Here is a 19,291-nt window from a genome sequence, read left to right as displayed (position 1 = left end):
CTGGAATCATGAATTTTTCAGAAAGGAGAAGGGTTTTCAACCCATTACGGGAAACCCGTTTGATGCATTGCTTGCTGATAACTGGCACAGTATTGCCAGAACTTTCGGGCATTTTTTTTCATATAGCAGCGTTTTGTTTTCAGCTCATTCCTTACATCAATAAGCTTGACATAAAGTGGCTGATGGATGCTCAAAGTTCTACCCGATGTATGCTTACTCAAAATTTACAGCCACTACAAAACCACTACAGCATGAATTATTTTTATTAATAATCAAGAAGTTATGACCCAACACTAAAATTCATAACTTAAACCTTGTATCACATGTTCACCATTTTTGTAAGATGCAGCTTCATATCTATTGGCAATGAAAAACAAGGGTGGTTTTAATTGTTTTGTGGCAGTGCTCATATGGCTGTTTATATCAATAAACTTACCTGCACAACCCACTTTAGGCTTGGCAGAAATCATTAATTTTTCGCATGAAGCTACCCGGGGAGGAACACAAAACTGGCAGGTAGCTCAAGGGCCAAATGGCATACTTTACTTTGCCAACAATGCCGGATTACTCACTTATAATGGCAGAGACTGGAAGTTGTTTGCCCTGCCGAATAAAACAATGGTTCGGTCACTTTCACTTTCTTCAAACGGCCGTATATATGTGGGCGGACAAGATGAAATAGGCTATTTTGCTCCAACCAACAATGGAGGACTCACTTATTACTCACTGCTGCCGGTGATACCAAGTCAGCACCATTCATTTGGCGATGTTTGGAATATTATACATACAGGCGATTACCTTTTCTGCCGTACATCCAGAAGCATTTTTCGCATTAGCATCAAAAACCAGCAAATGGCGGATGTGTACATAGCCCCGAATGGGTCTAGATGGGCTTTTATGGGCATGCATGGCAGCAGATTGATAGCGCAAAATGGTAATGAAAACATGGTTCTGTTTGCACAAAACAAATGGCAAAAAATGAACCTGCCGGCGCTAAACAATACAGTTGTTACTGCCGCTGTTGATTATGGAAAGGATACAACGCTCATTATCACCATGAGAAATGGATTGTACTTGTTGTCGGATATGCGAGCCGTGCCTTTCCCTGTTAAAAACGAGGTAAAAGAAGCCCAAATCTATTCGGCCACTGCCACAGCAAATGGCAGGTTTGCGTTGGGTACTGTTAATGGCGGTATATATTTTATTAATAAAAAGGGAGACGTTGTTAGCCAATATTCTACAGACAACGGTTTGCAAAATAATAATGTGAGGGCATTGCTCGCCAATGATGGGTATAACCTTTGGGCTGCATTAGACGAAGGCGTGGCATTGATACAATTCAACAGTCCTATTCAACGCATTACACCAACGCTGAAAGGACGTACGGCTACTTATGCCAGCCTGGTGTACAACAATAGATTATTGGTGGGTACATCTACCGGTTTGTATGAAGCGATTATTGATAGTTTTAAAACCCCCGACTTCAGTCAATCGCAAAGTTTATTTACCAAAGTACCTCATATTGACGGGCAAGTTTGGAGCCTAAATCTGCTCCATAATAAAGTATTGATTGGGCATCACGACGGAGCTTTTGAATATCATTCAGCATCAGCCCGCTATATTACCAGATTAGGCGGCGGCTATTGGTTATATAGAGCTGCTCGCAGGCAAGGCTCATACATTGCAGGCACTTACCAAGGGCTGCAACAGTTGATAGCTACGGCAAAAGGATTTCAATCAGATAGTAGTTTTAATAACCTGTTGAAAGAGACCCTACGGTTTGTTGAAATAGACGAAATAAACAACACCATTTGGGCAAGTCATCCTAATAGAGGCGTATACATGTTTACCATGTCAAAAGACTTCCAAAAAGTAACATCTGTAAGTTTACTTACAGACAAACATGGGCTACCCTCATTTAAAAACAATTATGTTTTCCGCATCAATCAAACCATAGTTATATGTACGGAAGAGGGGATATATGAATATGATACATTGAATAAAGTATGCCGCCCAAGCAAAATGTATCAACAGCTATTGGGCAAAATCAGTATAAAATACCTTACACAAGACTCCAATAACAGGATGTGGTTTGCCACAGACAAAACTGTTGGCTATTTCAAAGACCAAAAAGTACACTTCATACAAGAGATAGAAGATTTGCTGGTTCCTGGTTTTGAGCATATTTATCCGTACAATGATCAAAACATTTTCATTGGCAGCACAAATGGAATACTTCACATCAACTTAGAAAAATACGCCCGCCAAACAAGCAAATTGCAAGTTAGCTTTAGTAAAATAACAGCAGGTAGCAATAACGATTCTTTGCTGTTTGATGGATTTCAGGCAGCCGATTCCAAAGGCAACATTTCGTTTGCACAACCTCCACAGCTTTCTGCCAAAATCAATTCATTTCGATTTGAATTCACATCCAATCAATACAACCCCACAGCGAAAGTCCAATATCAATACAAGTTAGAAGGGTTCGATACAGAATGGTCTACCTGGTCAGAAAAAAAAGAAAAAGATTATACCAACCTGCCCCATGGCAAATACAGGTTTTTACTAAAAGGAAAAGATGTTGCCAACAATGAGTCGGCAATTGTTGCATACAGTTTCGATGTGCCGCCTCACTGGCATCAAACAGTTTGGGCTAAAATTTTTTACGCCATACTTGCTATTGGTTTAGCCATTGCACTAACAAAGATTCACCAATATCGCATTGCGAAACAGAAACAGAAATTTGAAAAAGAAGAAGCGCAGCTAAAATACCTTCACGAACTGGAACTGGAGCATAGCGAAAAGGAAATCATCAAATTGCAGAAAGAACAACTTGAAGCAGAAATGCAATTCAAAAACAAAGAATTAGCCGCTGCTACCATGCATTTGTATAAAAGAGGAAAGCTACTTAATAAAATAAAAGAAGATCTATTATTAGCTACCAGAGCCCTTCAAGACACAGGAGAGAAAAAAGACTTTATAAAACTACTGAAACTAATAGCTGAAGAAGAAAAAAGAGATGGTGACTGGGAACAATTTGCCATTCATTTCGACACTGTTCACAACAAATTTTTACAACGCATCAAAAAAACATACCCTACACTTACGCCTACCGATCTCAAAATGTGTGCCTACATGAAAATGAACTTGTCTACCAAGGAAATTGCGCAACTCATGAACATTACCATCAAGGGAGTAGAAGTATCGAAATACAGGCTCAGAAAAAAATTAAGCCTATCGCAGGACAATAGCCTGACCGCATTTATCAACGATTTTTCCTAATGCTCTCCTTTTGCTTTTTCAATAATAGCTCTGGCTCATTTGTAGTGATAAAATCAAATTCATTTTCTAAAAACCAATCCATCAACGCCGGCTCATTTATTGTCCATGAATTTAAAACCATACCGGCTTTTTTGGCTTCCTGAATCCAGCTGGCGTTTTTTTGAAAAACTTTGTAATGATAATCCAATCCCATAATGCCATCAGCTTTCAGCTGTGCCGGCGATTTATCGCCTTCGAGGTATTGCATAGGAGCGTTGGGCACCAGCTGTTTCAGGCGCAGCATCATGTTGTAATCAAAACTGATGTACACTACATACTGCTCAGCCTGTAATGCTTTTACCAAAGCCACAGCAGCATCTACAATTTTTACTGCCCTTTCCTTACCCATGCCAGAAGGCTTTATTTCCAACACCAGGCGAGTTTGCTTATTGGCCTTCATGCCGGCCAAGCAAATACTCCCGCAGTGTGGGCAGCTTTTCTCCATTCGACAACGGAAACTGCTGCAATGCAGCAAACGTTGTTTCTTCTATCAGCAGCTTATTGTAGTGCTCATCGTGGTTGATGATGAGTGAATCATCGGCCGTCATGCGAACATCAAACTCGCTGCCGGTGCAGCCCAGCCTGATGGCTTCTTGCAATGAAGCAATGGAGTTTTCGGGAAAGCCGTTGGCCTTAAATGCCCCGCGATGTGCCACTACATTGTTATCGGCAAATTTCATGGGCTTCTTTTTTACTTGTGCCATTGCCGGCATGGCCATCATTGCTGCCATACCCAACATCATCCATTGCTTCATGCTTGTTGTTTTATTTCTGCCAGTTTACCCGTTGCTTTTGAACGTCTTTGCTGTTGCCACCAATCATGATATCGAAGTCGCCGGCTTCCCAATCATACTTCAAATCATAATTGTAAAACTTCAACAACTCAGGTGTTATGCTAAAGGAAACGGTTTTTGTTTCACCAGGTTGCAATTCAATTTTTTCAAATCCTTTCAGTTCGGCCACAGGTCTTGTGGTAGAACCTACGATGTCGCGAATGTACAGTTGCACCACTTCCTTACCCGTTACCTTTCCGTTATTGGTAATATCGATGCTGGCAGTTAAGGTTTGATTGCCTTTGAGTGATTGGCTGCTCAGTTTCATGTTGCCATAGGTAAAAGTGGTGTAGCTCAATCCAAATCCGAAAGGATACAGCGGATCGTTGCTCACATCAAGATAATTGCTGCGGAACTTTTGGAACCACTGTCCTGCAGGCAAAGGACGACCCGTGTTTTTGTGGTTGTAAAACAGGGGCACCTGGCCTACATTTTGTGGCCATGTGGCAGAGAGTTTACCGCTGGGGTTTACATCGCCAAACAATACATCGCCAATGGCGTAGCCAGCTTCGCTACCGGGGAACCATACATTCAAAATAGCAGGATACGCAGCAGCTTCTTCGGTAATGGCCATGCTACGGCCGGCAAACAATACCACAACCACCGGCTTACCGGTTGCTTTCAGTGCTTTCAGCAAATCTTTTTGTGCCTGTGGAATTTCGATGTTGGAGCGACTGCTGGCTTCACCACTCATTTCGGCGCTTTCGCCGACGGCGGCTACAATTACATCGGCCTTGCTGGCTACTTCCAGTGCTTCAGCAATTTGCTGTGCAGAAGGACGATTGTCGCGGCGCAGGCTTTTGCCAAACATACCGGCGTTTTCTTCAAACTTGGCATCGTAATCGAGGTTGCTGCCTTTGGCAAACAAGATTTCTGTGTTTGGTCCGGCTACTGCTTTCAGGCCTTCCAATACAGAAATGGCTTTGGAAAAATCGGCGGCTACGCTCCAGGTACCGGGCATGTTTTCACGGTTGTCGGCCAGTGGACCTACCAATGCTATTTTACCACCACGCTTCAGCGGCAATACATTGCCTTCATTTTTCAGCAGTACAAAACTTTGTGCGGCAATGCTGCGGGCTTCTTTGCGGTTGGCAGCAGTGTACACTTCTTTGGCCGGACGAGTTACATCGCAGTAGCGATAGGGATCTTCAAACAAGCCGAGTTTGTATTTTGCTTCGAGAATGCGGCGGCAAGCTGCATCAATCTGTGCTTGTGAAATTTTTCCTTCTTTCAAAGATTTGGTGAGGGTGCTTACCATGCCTTCGCCTACCATATCCATATCAATGCCTGCATCGAGTGCACGGGCTGTTACGGTTTGCAAATCGCCTATGCCGTGGTCAATCATTTCGTTGATGCCGGTATAATCCGTTACCACAAAACCACCAAAGCCCCATTGTTTGCGCAGCACATCGGTCATCAGCCACTTGTTGGCGGTGGCAGGCACACCATCTACTTCGTTGAATGAAGCCATTACACTACCTACACCAGCTTCTACCGCAGCTTTGTAGGGATAAAAATATTCGTTGTACATGCGATGGCGGCTCATATCGGTGGTGTTGTAATCACGACCCGCTTCTGCAGCACCATATAACGCATAGTGCTTTACGCAACTCATAATAGTATTGTTAGCTTTCAGGTCGTTGCCCTGATAGCCACGTACCATGGCTTTGGCAATAGCACCACCCAAAAACGGATCTTCACCGCTGCCTTCTGCCATGCGGCCCCAGCGGGGGTCACGGGCAATATCTACCATGGGGCTGAACGTCCAGCTGATGCCATCGGCACTGGCTTCAGCAGCAGCAATTTGTGCACTGCGTTCAATGGCTTTCATATCCCAGGTAGCACTCAGGCCAAGGGGAATGGGAAACACTGTTTGATAACCGTGAATCACATCCATCCCAAAAATCAGCGGGATTTTCAAGCGGCTTTGTTCTACTGCCAGCTTTTGTACTTCGCGGATTTTTTCTACGCCTTTGATGTTGAAGAGACCACCTACTTTTCCTTCGCGGATTTTTTTGGCAATATCTGTATTGCCGGCCTGACCGGTAACAATATCGCCGGCACCGGGCAGGTTAAGCTGGCCCAGTTTTTCGTCGAGGGTCATTTGCTTCATCAGGTTGTCGATGAAGGTTTTCATTTTGGCTGCCTCAGCATTGGCAGCGGGCTTTGGCTGTGCCCATGCAGCGATGCCTGCAAAAAGCAGCACAATCAGCAAGCTGTGTTTCGTTGTACTCATGGTTGTCGGAGTTTATTTCTTGCGTAAAACAGGTTTCATGTATTGTTGCCAAATGGCATAGCCCTGCGCATTCATGTGCAAGCTATCTTTTAAAAAAATGTGGGGTAAAGGTTCACCATTTGATTGAATCATGGGTTGATAAACATCAATAAATGCCGTTCGTTTTTGCGTAGCCAGCCATTGCTGAATGGCCGTGTTGGCGGCCTGGTACTTGGCCAGCAAATGCCGCCTGCTGGGGCTCGGTTTCATCGACACATATGCCACCGGTACTTTGGGGTACACACTGCGGATGTAGGCAAACAATTGGGTGAAACGATTAACCACCGTAGTTACAGTGACAGTATCACTTGCGGCAAAATCATTTTCGCCACAATACACAATGATTTGGCGGGGCTGATACGGTGCAATGATTTGCTGCCGGTATCGCCACACATCGGCCAGGGTAGAGCCGCCAAATGCCCGGTTGAGTATGGGATACTCCGGAAAATATTGTTGCACATCCTTCCATAGGGTGAAAGAGGAACTGCCAATGAGTAAAATCTGGTTCTTAGCAGGAAAAGCAAGGCTGTCTTGTTGTTGAAAGGCGGCCACTTCTTTGGCAAAAGGTTGTGCCTGCGCAAAGATGCTCATGCAGGTCAGCAGGAGGGTTACACATACAGCCTGCAGCACCATAGGTATTTTTTTCCCAGCAAGCATTTCGTTTTTCATTCGTTGTTTCATTGCGGTCATTTCATTTCGCTCTATTCTTCATGTCCACCTTTTATTGCATGAACATTCCATAGAACGGCATTTGTCCAATAGTCCATTCACAACGTCCTCTCCCCTATGGCCAAAGCAGTTTTAACAGCTACTAATTTACCTGAATGGTTTTAAGCCTTTCACTGATGCCGTTTTCATTGACTGCTTCAATGCTGAAGTAGTAGGTTTTTTCTTTGTCCATGGCTTTGAACCAATACTCGTTGGCATCGTGCACCATGACGCTGTTGTAGAGTTTGTCGGGCTGTGTGCCATAGTAAATCACATAGGCATACGCATCACTCGACGGGCTCCAGCGAATCCATGCACCACGTTTGTCTTTTTCGCCCCGCAATACCATGAACTGTTTTACCGGCGCCGGTTTGTTGCCTGCACCAAATCCAAAGACACGCAACCCACTCAATGCATACTTGCCTGTGGGCATGTGTATGTTTTCGTGTTTGATGTAGCGGGCCTTGATGGGTTGCGCCAGTTCTACATAATCATGCGGCACATCGGTTTGGTTGTTGCGTTTGTCGGCTATCACCGTCCACTTTTTGCCATCCACGCTTGCATACAACACATACTGATGGTATTGCGCATTGTATTTGCCCAGGCGGTTGCTGTCTGCATCCCTGATCGGCGTAGTTGATTTGCACGGCATGCACCGTACTCACAGCGCCCAAATCGCTGATGATGTATTCTCCTGCATTGGCAGAAGCTGCACTCCAGTAGGTTTTGATGTTTTCGTCCACTGCATGGTTAGCACTAAAGCCGCCGAGTGTGGATGACACCTGCACCGGCTTTTTGTAGTTGAGCAGCATCCACCCGGGCTGAAAGGCGGCGTTGTAATCGAGTGCATCTCCTTTGCGCTGCGGGCCTTGCACGGCAGGCAAAAAAGTGGGATAATCCCCATAGGCGGTGTTGCACCACATTACATCATCCTTATCAAAACCGGTGGGCCAAATGCCGAGTCTTCTTTCAAAATTATTTTTCACGTTTACCACCATGGTGCTCACATGCCAGTAGTTGTTCCAATGGTCTTGAAAAGTAGCACCATGACCGGCACCACGGGCATAGCCACCGGGCTTGAAACTCAGCGGATCACTCCACGGCTGCAAAGCCTTCGAGCGGATGCCGGCTCATGAGCAAGCCATCGGCATAGCCACTCATTTCAGTGCCGGGAGCACCATACTGCAAGTAGTATTTGCCTTTGTATTTGGTCATGTGGCTGCCTTCGATAAAGCCATCCAAAAAGGTATCGTCCATGTATTCGCCAAAGCGTTGCCAGCCATAGCGCCAAGCTTCCAGCACATATATTTCTTTGCGGGTGCCTTTTGGTTTGAATGTTTTCCTGTCTAACTCTACACCGTAAAAAGGATAGCGGTTGCTGCTGCCATTGTACATGTACAGGCGACCATCATCATCAGTAAAAAAGGAAGGATCCCAACCACCAATATCAAATGAATCCACCAATGGTTTCCACTCGTTGGCTTTGGGGTTAGTACTCATCCAGATGGTAAAGTTGTTGGTATAAGTGCTGCCAAACACAATCATGGTATCGCCCACTATACCAACTGCAGGGGCGCAGAGTTCATCGTAGGCTTTGTTCCAGGGCCGCAAAAACAAGCGGTTGTGAAAGGTCCAGTTAAGCATATCCGGACTGTGCCAATAGCCCCACTGGTTGGTGCTGAATAGATAGTAATCACCTTTGTAGTTCACTATCACCGGATCGGCGGTAGCCCGGTGGCGGCCCCACTCACTAAAGTTGGGGATGGGCGTGTAGCCATAATCGATGTTGATGGGATTGCAATAGGTTTTCTGCTGTGCGTTTGCAAGCCACGGTTGACAACATAACATCAGCACTAGTATTGCATGCTGTATCCTTTTCAACTTTTTCATCAGCTTCATCTTTCTAGCTTTTAATTACTGCAAGCATCGTTCTATCATTTAATGCTGATAATACAAATCAGGCAGTTTTATCTACACAATATTTTACGGGCCCTGTAAATAAAAAAAGTAGGCCAAACATGGCCAATAAAAATGGGTGCTGATCCTGCATCCAAAACTGTCCATTACCTACAAAAAATGTGATAAAGAGAAAAGTGCCAACAGACAGCAAAGCAGCTACCCGGGTAAGGAATCCGATGAGTAACAATACTCCGGCCAACAACTCTGCACCCTTTCCTACGTAGGGTAAAAACGGATACGCTTTGAACATACCCCACTGTGTAAAGTCATGCATAGCAGTTGCATCAAAAATTTGCCAACCATGTATGATGAGAAAAATAGCATAGACCCATCTCAACAACAGCAACACATTTGCTGTAGGCCAACTTTTACCTGATAACAATGACTTCATCATCTTTTACAATTTTCCTTTTTTCATTTCGGCGGCGGCATACTGCGCTGCTCTTGCGGTAAGCGCCATGTATAAAATACTCGGACTCTGATTGCCGGTACTTGTCATGCAGGCACCATCGGTTACAAACACGTTCTTGCATTGATGCAATTGGTTAAAAGCATTCAGCAATGAAGTGTTGGGGTCTTTGCCCATCCGTACACCACCCATTTCATGTATGTCGAGGCCCGGTGATTGTTGGCTGTCATGCGTGTGAACTTCTACAGCACCGGCGGCTTCCATCATGGCTTTTCCTTCCCGCAGAAAGTCCTGCACCATCTTGTCATCATTCTCATCGTAACCGACCGATGTAATGAGCAGTGGCATATCGTACGCATCTTTATGCTCATTGCTCAGGCGTACGTGATTGCTTGCTTTGGGAATGGTTTCGCCCTGCATGTACATGTAGGCACCCCATGGGCCGGGTTCACTCAGCGCATCTTTGTAAGCTGCGCCAATACCATCCGGCATGTCGTAATCCAACCGCGACCGGTAGCCACCGCTGAAAATGACATAGCCCCCTACAAAATCCGCATCTCTTTCTTTCAGGTTTCTGAAATTGGGAATCACACATTCGGCCGGCTTTTTGCCATAGAAATACTGATTCTTATAACCTTCAAAAGTGGCGCCCATGCTTCCCCGGTAATTGTGAAAGCAAATGTATTTGCCCATCAGTCCGTTATCGTTGCCCAAGCCATTGGGAAAACGATTGGATGTGGAGTTCAGTAAAATCAGATTGCTGTTGAGTGCCGATGCATTTACAAAAATGATGCGGGCAAAATATTCAGTCACTGCTTTTGTTTGTGCATCCACTACCCTTACACCGGTGGCTTTTTGCAATTGCTCATCGTAAATAATAGAATGCACCACACTGTGCGGCCGAATGGTGAGGTTATTGGTTTTTTGTGCCCATGGCAAGGTGCAGGTAACGCTGCTGAAATAGCCGCCAAAGGGACAGCCCCGCATGCAGAGGTTTCTGTTTTGGCATTGGCCGCGGCCTTGCTGTACATGCAATGCAGTAGGCTCGGTGAGCTGTGCCCACCTGCCAGTAATATAATGCCGCTTGAATTTGTTGCTTATAGTCCTGCGCAACTGTTGTTCAATGCAGTTGAGTTCATAGCCGGGTAAAAATTCGCCATCGGGCATCGACTCAATATTTTCTGCCGTACCACACACACCGATAAAACGTTCGGCATAGCTGTACCATGGTGCTATATCATTGTAACCTATGGGCCATTCAATACCATAACCATAGCGGACAGGGGCAGTAAAATCCCAATCGCTCCAGCGTTGGCAGCTTCGCCCCCACGTAAGTGATTTGCCGCCTACCTGATAGCCCCGTATCCAGTCAAAAGGTTTTTCTTGTATGTAAGGATGATCGCTATCCTGAATAAAAAAATGAGCCGTGTCTTCTGCATAGCCTGCCGCTTTACTAATCAGCGGGTTTTTATCGAGGGCTTCTTTGGGCATGCGGCCACGGTGCGGAAACTGCCATGGATCGAGGTTGTATGTTGGATAATCTTTGATGTGCTCTACATTGCGGCCCCGCTCCAGTACCAGTGTACGGAGGCCTTGCTCACACAGCTCTTTGGCAGCCCAGCCACCGCTGATGCCGCTGCCAATTACAATGGCATCGTAGGTATGCGAGTCCTTCCCGCCGGTGTTGATGTGTATATGAGAGGTGTCAGACAAGTTGCTGGCATTTTCAATGGTACGTATTGCCGAACATGCTTACAAATACGGCGCAGTAAATCCAAGTTTTTTCAATGCCGCTTTTACTTCGGGGGCACTGCTAAACAGGTTCCACAACAAACCGCTGCGATAGTTTTCAATCATGATGATTTGCGGGCCCTGGTCGATAGCAAGGAAGGAAGAAGCAAACCACAAATCGGGCAGTTTGAAGGCATCTACAAAACCGTATTCTTTCCAGATTTTATCGCCCATGGTGTAATAAAAAAACTTCAGGGCTGCCATGCTTTCTGCAGGTGTGTAAGGCATGGCACTAATCGCAGCTGTTGGGGCAATCACACCCACATCATTACTTGGGCTACTGGCAGTATATCCACCCGGAATATCGCTGGCAGTAAGGCCCCAGCTTTTATCGCTATAGCCCCAGCGGCCCAGCGGATTGGCTTTGCAATACTCATAATTGATTTTGCTGTGGGCTACGTTTTGCTCCCAATAATTGGCATACTCGATCGGATAACCCATTTGGATTGATGCCGAGAAATGTATAGTGCGACAAAAACAAAGGGCCACCCAAATCGCTGCCCAAGGGCAGCTTATTGTTGTAGAAAGTTTTTCCATTTCGCATCGCCCCATCTCTGGCAAAGCCTTTTTGATACACGGTATCGGGTATGCTGTAATTTTTAGAACTGGCCGCCATCACGTAGGTAATCAAACACTCGTTCCAGCCCTGAATTTTCAGGTTCATGGCCCAGCCTTTATCGGGGCTCCAGTGCCAGTACAATACCTGCTCATTGTTTTTGCGAAACCAGTTCCATTCAATGCCATCCAAAATGCTGTTGATGTCGCTGCGTAGTTGTGATTCAGCAGCACCGGCATCATTAAAATATTGCCTTGCTGTAATCAGGCCCATCGACAACAAAGATGTTTCTACAAGGTCAGCACCATTATCGTTAGCACTAAACGGAATCACCACACCGGTGTTGCCATTGAGCCAATGTGGAAATGCGCCCTTAAACTTCTGCGCTTTATCCTTCAAAAAAGTAACCATGGTTTGAATGCGCTGCAAGGCTTGCGTACGGGTTACAAAACCCCTGTGTACGCCCGTTACCATACTCATAATACCAAAGCCACTACCACCACTGGTTACCAAATCACCACTTGTATTTCTTTCACGGGCCAGCCCACTCACAGGATGACCAAAGTCCCAGAAGTATTTGAAAGTTTGCTGCTGCACCAGGGTGAGCAACGCCTCATCACTAATGGTAGGAAACTTAGCCGTAGAATCGATGCGGGTAATAAACTCCACGACAGCTGCCTCGGTTAATGCGCCCCCCGCTGCAGACTTCAGCACATTAGATACAATACCTGTATACTTGGTTAAAGCCCCCAATGGTGCATTGGGCTGAAGCACCAATGTGCTATCGCCACGCTCCCATGAAATACTGCTTGGTGCAGCAATGCCCAACGTGTTGGCGATGCCAAAAGCACTGGCTGCAGAGGCTTTATCTACTTTTTCCGAAAAGTTGAACCGCAGTACAGGCGTCAGCGAAGTGTTGGTAAAAGTGTTGCCCACACTGTTGTCCAGCGTGGCATTAATGAGCCGGAGTTTGGCGGGTGCTGGTGGTGGTGCCGGGGTTTCGCCGCCTTTTTTACAAGCAGCAAAACCCACAAACATCACACCCACAAGAATGTATGGCTTCAACGAATATTTCATGTTATGTTTTTATAACAACAGTGTGGTAATAGAGTGTGGCAGTGCAACTGTTTCAGCAGCTTTGCCATTGATCCAAAGATGGTAAGGCGTTTTTTTATCGCTTTGGTTCATCACGATGACAACCAATTTTCCATCAGGATTGCGGAAAGCAGTAGTAAGTAACTGACTACGGCTTGCTGCAGCAGCTACCCGCTTGGCACCAGGCTGAATGAATTTTGAAAAATGACCGATGTAGTAATATGCATTGGTGTAAATCAACTGGCCTGTACGCGTATCAGCATGCACGGGTGCAAAGCAGAAATTTTGCACGTGGTTAGGACCGCCGGTTTCATCGAGCAAAATGTTCCAATCGGTGAAACCAACCATACCGTTGTTGAAATCATTAATCATGCTACGGCCATATTCTTCGCCCAATACCCATGCCTTGTAACGGGTGCTGTCAAAGCTTTCGGCACAACCTTCGGTAAAGAAAATATTCTTGTCAGGAAATGATTCATGCACACGGCGAATGTTGTCGTACATGGGCAGGCCACCACTCCAGTCTTCGTACCAGTGAAAGCCAATACCCCAAATGTATTTCGATGCAGCTGCGTCGTTGAAATAGGTTTGTGCCCGCTGATAAATGAGATCCCGGTTGTGGTCCCACACAATAATTTTTTTATCCTTCAAACCTTCTTTTTCCATGGTAGGTCCCAGATGGTTTTTCAGGAAATCACGTTCTTCTTCGGCTGTGTAAATGCAACTCTCCCAACGCTGTGTTGCCATGGGTTCGTTTTGAATGCTGATGCCCCACACCGGTACGCCTTCTGCCTCGTAGGCCTTGATAAACTTGGTATAATACATGGCCCATGAGCTGTAAAACTCCGGCTTCAGTTTGCCGCCTTTCAACATGTCGTTGTTGTCTTTCATAAACGCCGGCGGACTCCAAGGGCTGGCAAACAAATTGAGCTTGCCACCTGCTGCAGCAATAGATGCTTTGATAAAAGGCAGCTTGAATTTTTTATCGTGGGCAATGTCGAATGTTTTCAAATCCTTATCGCCATCTTGTACATACGTGTACATGTCGCTGCTAAAATCGCAGCTGTTGATATTGGTGCGGGCAAAGTTGTATCCAATACCATTTTGCTTATCGAAATGTGCTTTCAAAAATTCATCCTGTGCCGCCTTGGGCAATTTGTAAAAGGTTTCTGCCGATGCATCCGTCAGTGCTGCGCCAATGCCTTCGTAGTGCTGAAACTCTTTGCCCGGATCTACAAACACCAGCACCTGCGACTCTACAGGCTGTGCCATGTCGGTAAAGCTGAGTGTATCATTTACGGTCAGGCGCAGGTCGGTGCTATCCGCAGTGGTTACAACAATTACCTGCTTGCCTTCTGTTGAAAATGTGGCAGCTGTTCCTTTCTCACTGGGTGAAGTTTGGCATGCCAGCAACATGGTGGCTGCTACACCTGCAATCAATCTTTTCATGTTCTATTGCTTTATGGTTGGTTGTATAAAATATAACGGACTTGTATTGCTATTGCTTACCACACGTATGTACCCACTGCATTGGCAGGCAATTGTGCCACTGCCCATTTGCCATTGATTTTAATATTGAAGTTGACTGCATAGCCATTGTCGTTGAGCACCAGCAATACTTTTTTACCGGCAGGTGTTTTAAAAGCTACATGTGCCAGATTGCCGGGGCCAATGCTTTCTATGCGGGTAGAACCAGCCGGCACAAACTTGGAGGCATGCGCCACAATGTAATAGCTCACGTTACGTGTTACCTGATCGCCGTTAATCATGAGGGCACCACGGCACTCGGTACAACCGCCGGGTGTATGCGGACCAAACTGCGGATTGTTGGCGAGGTTCCACTCCAATGCAACGCGGCTCCAGTTGCGCATAGAGCCAATAATCACATTGCGGATATGCCATTTCAAATCACCATCGAAGCTGCCATTTTTACCTGTCCATTGCTCGGTAAAATACAGCGCCTTATCTGGGTGTGCATTGCGTACAGTGCTCAGTGCAGAAATATCGCCGGCATACAAATGGAACGCTGAACCATCGATGTATTTTTTTGCATCCGGATCATTCATCACGGTGATAGGATAGTTTGGTCTGTCGCAGTTGTGATCCCAAATAATGATTTTAGTAGTGATGCCGGCATCTTTGAAAGCAGGGCCCAAATTGTTTTTGATAAAAGCCGTTTGCTGTGCTTCGTTCATGAGCATACTGGGATTGTTGCCGCCATGCTCAGGCTCATTCTGAATTGTTACCGCATCAATGGTAATGCCGCGGCCTTTCATGGCCTGGATGTACTTCACAAAATATTGGGCATACACAGCATAATATTTTTCTTGCAATGAACCACCAACGCTGTTGCCGTTTGTTTTCATCCATGTAGGCGGGCTCCAAGGCGAAGCCATGATTTTGATATTGGGATTGATGGTAAGAATTTGCTTGAGTACCGGAATCAAATCGGTCGTGTCTGCAGCCAGGCTAAACTTGCTGAGTGTTTCATCGGTTTGGCCGGCAGGCAAATCGTTGTAGCTAAATACAAATGGGCTCAGGTCGCTGGCACCCAAACTAATGCGCAAGTAACTCACACCTATTGATGTAGCACTATTGCCAAAGAGTTCGTTCAGCAGATTGTTTTTTTCTGTTGTACTCATCGAGTTGATGAGATAGGCGCTACCACCTGTGAGTGTATAGCCAAAGCCATCTACTGTTTGGTAAGTGGTCGATTCTGTAATCTCAATGTTGGCATTGGTATTACTGGTGGTTACAAAAGGCAACAACTTGTCGGCTTTGTTCAACAGCAATGTTTGATCGGCACGGGTAATCCATTGTTCTACTTCGCCGGTAGGCGTTGGCTCTGGCGTTGGCGAAGGATTGTTTTTCTTATTGCAGGCAATGGCAATGGCTGCCACAGCAGCAATACCTGTGAGCAAAAAGGATTGTCGAACCCATTTTTTGTGCAGTGTGTTACTTAAGAATTTCATAGTATAGGTAAATTTTTCCCGATGCTAACCATCGGTATAGGTTATGGTTATTTACGTTGATCGTTGCCGGGCATTTGCAGCAGCAATAGGGGTGCGTTATTACGGGCTATCAATAATTTCAATTGGCCATTTACCAATATCCATTTGGCATCCCGCATTTCGCCGCCCAGCCAGGGCAAGGTTGCAGTAGTGGTAATGTTGCTGCCCAACTGCAACCCTGTAAACAGCTGCCCGTCGTAGCGGCCTTCGTAAGGAACAGTTCCATAAAAATTACCGCCCGTCCATACCGCTTTTCCATCGGGCATTTTCACAAATGCAAAGAGCGGTGATTGCTGTACGGCTTTCGGCAATGGTTGTATGCTAAAGCTTCCTTTTCCATTGTTGATGAATACACTTGAGGCCAGTGTTTCTGCTTTTGTTTCGTAATAGTCTTTAAACAAATCGTAGAACATGTATTGCACCGTTTCGCCGGCCACTTCGCCATAAGTGAGATAAGCTTTTTTCAATACGGGCAATGGTCTTTCTAATTCATCTTTTGCCAGAAAACTGTATTCCTTGCCATCTACTGTGTAGGCCATCACTTGCTCTACACTACCGTTTTTATCAAAGTCTTTTACATACAATTTCACCGGTCCATTTTTGCCTGATGCCAACTTGCTATTGAGCCCCCAGTTGCCGCCCAGTATGTCTAACTTGCCATCACCATTAGCATCAGTTACCTGTATGTTTTGCCACAGGCCAGTGCTGCCTGCTATTTCTTGCTTGGTAAATGTTCCTTTCTGATTGATGAATACAACCACCGGCATCCACTCTCCCGCTACAATCAGGTCTTCCGTGCCATCACCGTTTACATCGGCAAATGCGGCGCTGGTTGTAATGCCCAACTGGCTGAGATTGATTTGCTGTGCAGTAGCGTTAGTGAATTTTCCGGTTCCATCATTCAGCAACAGATAAGCATCTTGCGGATAACCATACCGCACCGAATTAGCGAGACCACCTACAAATAAATCCATGTCGCCATCGCCATCTACATCGCTGCTGGCAACACATGATTTATTGGTGCGGGGCAACGGTAAAGGATGTGTTGATTCAGTAAATCCACCTTTGCCATCGTTGATGTACAAATGATCGGCCAGTGCAGTAGTGCCGCTATCCAGTTCATTGCCGCCACTTACTACGTATAAATCTTTAAAGCCGTCTTTGTTTACATCTACAAACAAAGCATCTACATCTTCGCTTACAGCATTGCTCAGCAATGCAGGAACGTTAGCTGCCGCAAAACTGCCATTGCGTTGCTGCAGCATGAGCACACCCGGCTGTGTATGTGCACCACAGGCAAAAAAGTCTTCGAGTCCATCGTTGTTTACATCCGCTACTGCCAGTCGTGGTCCTCTTGTTGACTGTGCATGCGGAATAAGGTATTGCCGGTTGAAGTCTACAAAATCATTTTCTGTATGGCGCCAGTTCGATCCCACTTGTTGCAGTTGCATCTTCCCACACAGGTGCCGCAGCAGGAAAATATGCTTGCCTGTCGAAACCCGCTTTGGCATTGGCTTGCTGCAATTGGTGAGGCTTGTTGGCGGGCACTTTGAATTGCACTTCGTAACTATTGCCGGGCCATACTACCAACACACTATCTGCTACTGTTGCATCGTTCAAACCAAAGTGCAATACCATATCACTTGACGATTGGAAGCCACGGGTGGGCATCAGGTGTTGCATTTGCATTTGGCCTGCAGCATACACATATACTTTGGCTCCAACGCCTTTGGTGTTTGCAGCACTCCCTTTCAATGAAATACTCATACTGTTCTTTTTAGGCGCATTGTTTTTCAGTACCAAAGCTTTGCCTTTCAGCACATTCACCAGCATGTCGAGGTCGCCATCATTATCAAGATCGGCGTAGGCGGCTCCATTAAAATATCCTTTGAGGTTTGCTGTGCCCCATTCTTTGCTCATGTTGGTAAAACCATTGGCCGCATCGCCTTTGAAAAAGAAAGGATGCGAACTGCCATCCGGCATTTTGGCTATGGTTTCTTCGTCAAACTTATCGGTGATGTCGAGGTTTTTTTGCGCCTGCATGGCACTCACAAACTGCACATAGTCGAGATCGACCGGCCGCTTTACAATACCGCTGCTGATGAATAAATCTTTTTGCCCGTCATTGTCGAAGTCTGCAAACAGCGGACACCAACTCCAGTCGGTAGCCGATACACCGCGTAGCAATGCCTGATCGCTGAAGCTTACCGCATCGCCATTGTTCATGTGCAGCACGTTTCTTGAAAACTGATGCTGGTAGCCATTCATACCGAGCTTGGATTTGTACACGTTGGGGTTTTCGTCGCTACCATAGGTCTTCATGGTTTTTTCATCGGGCGGCAGCATGTCCAGCGTTATCAAATCCGTTTGTCCGTCATTGTTGATGTCTGCCGCATCGTTGCCCATGCTAAAGCGGCTATAATGTTTGAAATGCGCAGCACCACTTTCGCTGAAAGTACCGTTGCCATTGTTGAGGTAGTAGTAATCATTTTCGTGGAAGTCGTTGCCCACGTAAATATCGTCCCAGCCATCGTTGTTGAAATCGGCAACAGCCAATCCCAAACCATAACCAAGACTGCTTTGGTAAATGCCCGCCTGTGCCGATACATCGGTAAAATGCATTTGCCCGTTTACAAGGTCGTTACGATACAATCTATCGCCGGCAGTAGCATCTACTTTGCGGCGGTTGATGGTATCTACCACATTGGCATGTGGTTTTTTAGAATGATTGAGCAGGTAGCAATCGAGGTCGCCATCCTGGTCGTAATCAAAAAATGCAGCCTGTGTACTAAGGCCTGCAAAATTCAACCCATACTTGGCCGCCGAAGGCGTAAACGTAAGGTTGCCATTGTTGATGTACAATTCATTGGCACCATTCAAACCATAATGCTGGCTTACGGCGCAAACATAAATATCTAGTAGCCCATCGCCATTTACATCGGCCATGGTAGTGCCGCTGCTCCATTCATTAGTACCAGCTACGCCGGCCTTTTCAGTAATGTCTTCAAACTGAAAATTGCCCTTGTTGAGATAGAGCTTATTACCGCTCAATGTATTGGCGGTAAAATACACATCAGTTAATCCATCGTTGTTGATGTCGCCGGCAGAAACGCCGCCACCATTGTAATAATAGAGGTAGTATAAAATACTGAGTAAATCTTTCGATACAGGTTCATTCACAAATTCAATATGCGTATCAGTGGCTGGCACTGATTCGAACATGCCTTTTTGTTGTTTGCAGCCGGCTAATGCCATCAGCATCAAACAAGAAGCGAAACCATACAGCCGGAAAGAAGGTTGAACTAACATGCAAAAGGAATAAAAGCCTGAAGG

Annotated in this window: 17 protein-coding genes; 1 reads left to right on the top strand and 16 read right to left on the bottom strand. The window is 45.8% G+C overall.

Annotated elements, in window-relative coordinates; all coding sequences use genetic code 11:
- Window positions 1–293: 293 nt before the first annotated feature.
- Window positions 294–470 (bottom strand): hypothetical protein, encoded by a 177-nt coding sequence (locus GLV81_RS19080; protein WP_197428815.1) that lies wholly within the window; start codon window positions 468–470, stop codon window positions 294–296.
- Between the two features lie 508 nt (window positions 471–978).
- Here GLV81_RS19080 and GLV81_RS00840 point away from each other — a divergent pair.
- Complete coding sequence (locus tag GLV81_RS00840; RefSeq protein WP_197428814.1) at window positions 979–3,282, top strand: triple tyrosine motif-containing protein; 2,304 nt, start codon at window positions 979–981, stop codon at window positions 3,280–3,282.
- Here GLV81_RS00840 and GLV81_RS19720 read toward each other — a convergent pair.
- The 15 genes from GLV81_RS19720 to GLV81_RS00785 form a co-directional block, all read right to left on the bottom strand.
- Window positions 3,266–3,721: a glycerophosphodiester phosphodiesterase family protein gene (locus GLV81_RS19720; RefSeq protein WP_246186153.1), complete on the bottom strand. Its 456-nt coding sequence runs from the start codon at window positions 3,719–3,721 to the stop codon at window positions 3,266–3,268. The two genes, GLV81_RS00840 and GLV81_RS19720, sit on opposite strands and share 17 nt — an antisense overlap.
- Window positions 3,708–4,076: a glycerophosphodiester phosphodiesterase gene (locus GLV81_RS19715; RefSeq protein ID WP_246186152.1), complete on the bottom strand. Its 369-nt coding sequence runs from the start codon at window positions 4,074–4,076 to the stop codon at window positions 3,708–3,710. Before GLV81_RS19715 ends, GLV81_RS19720 begins: the two co-directional genes overlap by 14 nt.
- Before the next feature lie 10 nt (window positions 4,077–4,086).
- The gene (bglX, locus tag GLV81_RS00830; RefSeq protein ID WP_157475985.1) at window positions 4,087–6,390 is read right to left on the bottom strand and encodes a beta-glucosidase BglX; all 2,304 of its coding nucleotides are present in this window, start codon (window positions 6,388–6,390) and stop codon (window positions 4,087–4,089) included.
- A 12-nt stretch (window positions 6,391–6,402) separates the two neighbouring features.
- Window positions 6,403–7,098, bottom strand: coding sequence for a GDSL-type esterase/lipase family protein (locus GLV81_RS00825; protein ID WP_246186151.1), 696 nt, complete (start codon window positions 7,096–7,098; stop codon window positions 6,403–6,405).
- 142 nt (window positions 7,099–7,240) lie between these two features.
- Window positions 7,241–7,672 carry a fibronectin type III domain-containing protein gene (locus GLV81_RS20940; RefSeq protein WP_281350753.1) on the bottom strand — a complete coding sequence of 144 codons (432 nt, stop codon included), beginning with the start codon at window positions 7,670–7,672 and terminating at the stop codon, window positions 7,241–7,243.
- Window positions 7,629–8,246 (bottom strand): discoidin domain-containing protein, encoded by a 618-nt coding sequence (locus GLV81_RS20935; protein ID WP_281350752.1) that lies wholly within the window; start codon window positions 8,244–8,246, stop codon window positions 7,629–7,631. Before GLV81_RS20935 ends, GLV81_RS20940 begins: the two co-directional genes overlap by 44 nt.
- Complete coding sequence (locus tag GLV81_RS19705; protein WP_246186150.1) at window positions 8,230–8,985, bottom strand: family 43 glycosylhydrolase; 756 nt, start codon at window positions 8,983–8,985, stop codon at window positions 8,230–8,232. The genes GLV81_RS20935 and GLV81_RS19705 overlap by 17 nt, the downstream gene beginning before the upstream one ends.
- A 109-nt stretch (window positions 8,986–9,094) precedes the next feature.
- On the bottom strand, window positions 9,095–9,490 hold the full coding sequence (locus tag GLV81_RS00815; protein ID WP_157475983.1) for a DoxX family protein: 396 nt from the start codon (window positions 9,488–9,490) through the stop codon (window positions 9,095–9,097).
- Window positions 9,491–9,493: 3 nt separating this feature from the next.
- Window positions 9,494–11,218 (bottom strand): GMC oxidoreductase, encoded by a 1,725-nt coding sequence (locus tag GLV81_RS00810; RefSeq protein ID WP_246186149.1) that lies wholly within the window; start codon window positions 11,216–11,218, stop codon window positions 9,494–9,496.
- 39 nt (window positions 11,219–11,257) lie between these two features.
- On the bottom strand, window positions 11,258–11,737 hold the full coding sequence (locus GLV81_RS20930) for a glucoamylase family protein (RefSeq protein ID WP_281350751.1): 480 nt from the start codon (window positions 11,735–11,737) through the stop codon (window positions 11,258–11,260).
- Entirely contained in the window at window positions 11,670–12,929 is a 1,260-nt protein-coding gene (locus GLV81_RS00805; protein ID WP_281350750.1) for a glucoamylase family protein, read from the bottom strand. Before GLV81_RS00805 ends, GLV81_RS20930 begins: the two co-directional genes overlap by 68 nt.
- A 9-nt stretch (window positions 12,930–12,938) precedes the next feature.
- Entirely contained in the window at window positions 12,939–14,396 is a 1,458-nt protein-coding gene (locus GLV81_RS00800; protein ID WP_157475981.1) for a glycoside hydrolase family 30 protein, read from the bottom strand.
- Between the two features lie 56 nt (window positions 14,397–14,452).
- Entirely contained in the window at window positions 14,453–15,919 is a 1,467-nt protein-coding gene (locus GLV81_RS00795) for a glycoside hydrolase family 30 protein (protein WP_157475979.1), read from the bottom strand.
- 47 nt (window positions 15,920–15,966) lie between these two features.
- Window positions 15,967–17,409, bottom strand: a complete 1,443-nt coding sequence (locus GLV81_RS00790) for an FG-GAP repeat domain-containing protein (protein WP_197428813.1) — start codon at window positions 17,407–17,409, stop codon at window positions 15,967–15,969.
- Window positions 17,363–19,180, bottom strand: a complete 1,818-nt coding sequence (locus tag GLV81_RS00785; protein WP_197428812.1) for a CRTAC1 family protein — start codon at window positions 19,178–19,180, stop codon at window positions 17,363–17,365. The genes GLV81_RS00790 and GLV81_RS00785 overlap by 47 nt, the downstream gene beginning before the upstream one ends.
- Between the last annotated feature and the right edge of the window lie 111 nt (window positions 19,181–19,291).

The organism is Phnomibacter ginsenosidimutans (genome assembly GCF_009740285.1).
GTDB lineage: Bacteria > Bacteroidota > Bacteroidia > Chitinophagales > Chitinophagaceae > Phnomibacter > Phnomibacter ginsenosidimutans.
This window is presented reverse-complemented; position numbering and strand designations above follow the sequence as displayed.

Coding starts and splice junctions, on each gene's coding strand:
- GLV81_RS19080 (WP_197428815.1), bottom strand. CDS start 470: ATGATTTCTGCCAAGCCTAAAGTGGGTTGTGCAGGTAAGTTTATTGAT.
- GLV81_RS00840 (WP_197428814.1), top strand. CDS start 979: ATGAACCTGCCGGCGCTAAACAATACAGTTGTTACTGCCGCTGTTGAT.
- GLV81_RS19720 (WP_246186153.1), bottom strand. CDS start 3,721: ATGAAGGCCAATAAGCAAACTCGCCTGGTGTTGGAAATAAAGCCTTCT.
- GLV81_RS19715 (WP_246186152.1), bottom strand. CDS start 4,076: ATGAAGCAATGGATGATGTTGGGTATGGCAGCAATGATGGCCATGCCG.
- bglX (WP_157475985.1), bottom strand. CDS start 6,390: ATGAGTACAACGAAACACAGCTTGCTGATTGTGCTGCTTTTTGCAGGC.
- GLV81_RS00825 (WP_246186151.1), bottom strand. CDS start 7,098: ATGAAAAACGAAATGCTTGCTGGGAAAAAAATACCTATGGTGCTGCAG.
- GLV81_RS19705 (WP_246186150.1), bottom strand. CDS start 8,985: ATGTTATGTTGTCAACCGTGGCTTGCAAACGCACAGCAGAAAACCTAT.
- GLV81_RS00815 (WP_157475983.1), bottom strand. CDS start 9,490: ATGATGAAGTCATTGTTATCAGGTAAAAGTTGGCCTACAGCAAATGTG.
- GLV81_RS20930 (WP_281350751.1), bottom strand. CDS start 11,737: ATGGGTTATCCGATCGAGTATGCCAATTATTGGGAGCAAAACGTAGCC.
- GLV81_RS00805 (WP_281350750.1), bottom strand. CDS start 12,929: ATGAAATATTCGTTGAAGCCATACATTCTTGTGGGTGTGATGTTTGTG.
- GLV81_RS00800 (WP_157475981.1), bottom strand. CDS start 14,396: ATGAAAAGATTGATTGCAGGTGTAGCAGCCACCATGTTGCTGGCATGC.
- GLV81_RS00795 (WP_157475979.1), bottom strand. CDS start 15,919: ATGAAATTCTTAAGTAACACACTGCACAAAAAATGGGTTCGACAATCC.
- GLV81_RS00790 (WP_197428813.1), bottom strand. CDS start 17,409: ATGCAACTGCAACAAGTGGGATCGAACTGGCGCCATACAGAAAATGAT.
- GLV81_RS00785 (WP_197428812.1), bottom strand. CDS start 19,180: ATGTTCGAATCAGTGCCAGCCACTGATACGCATATTGAATTTGTGAAT.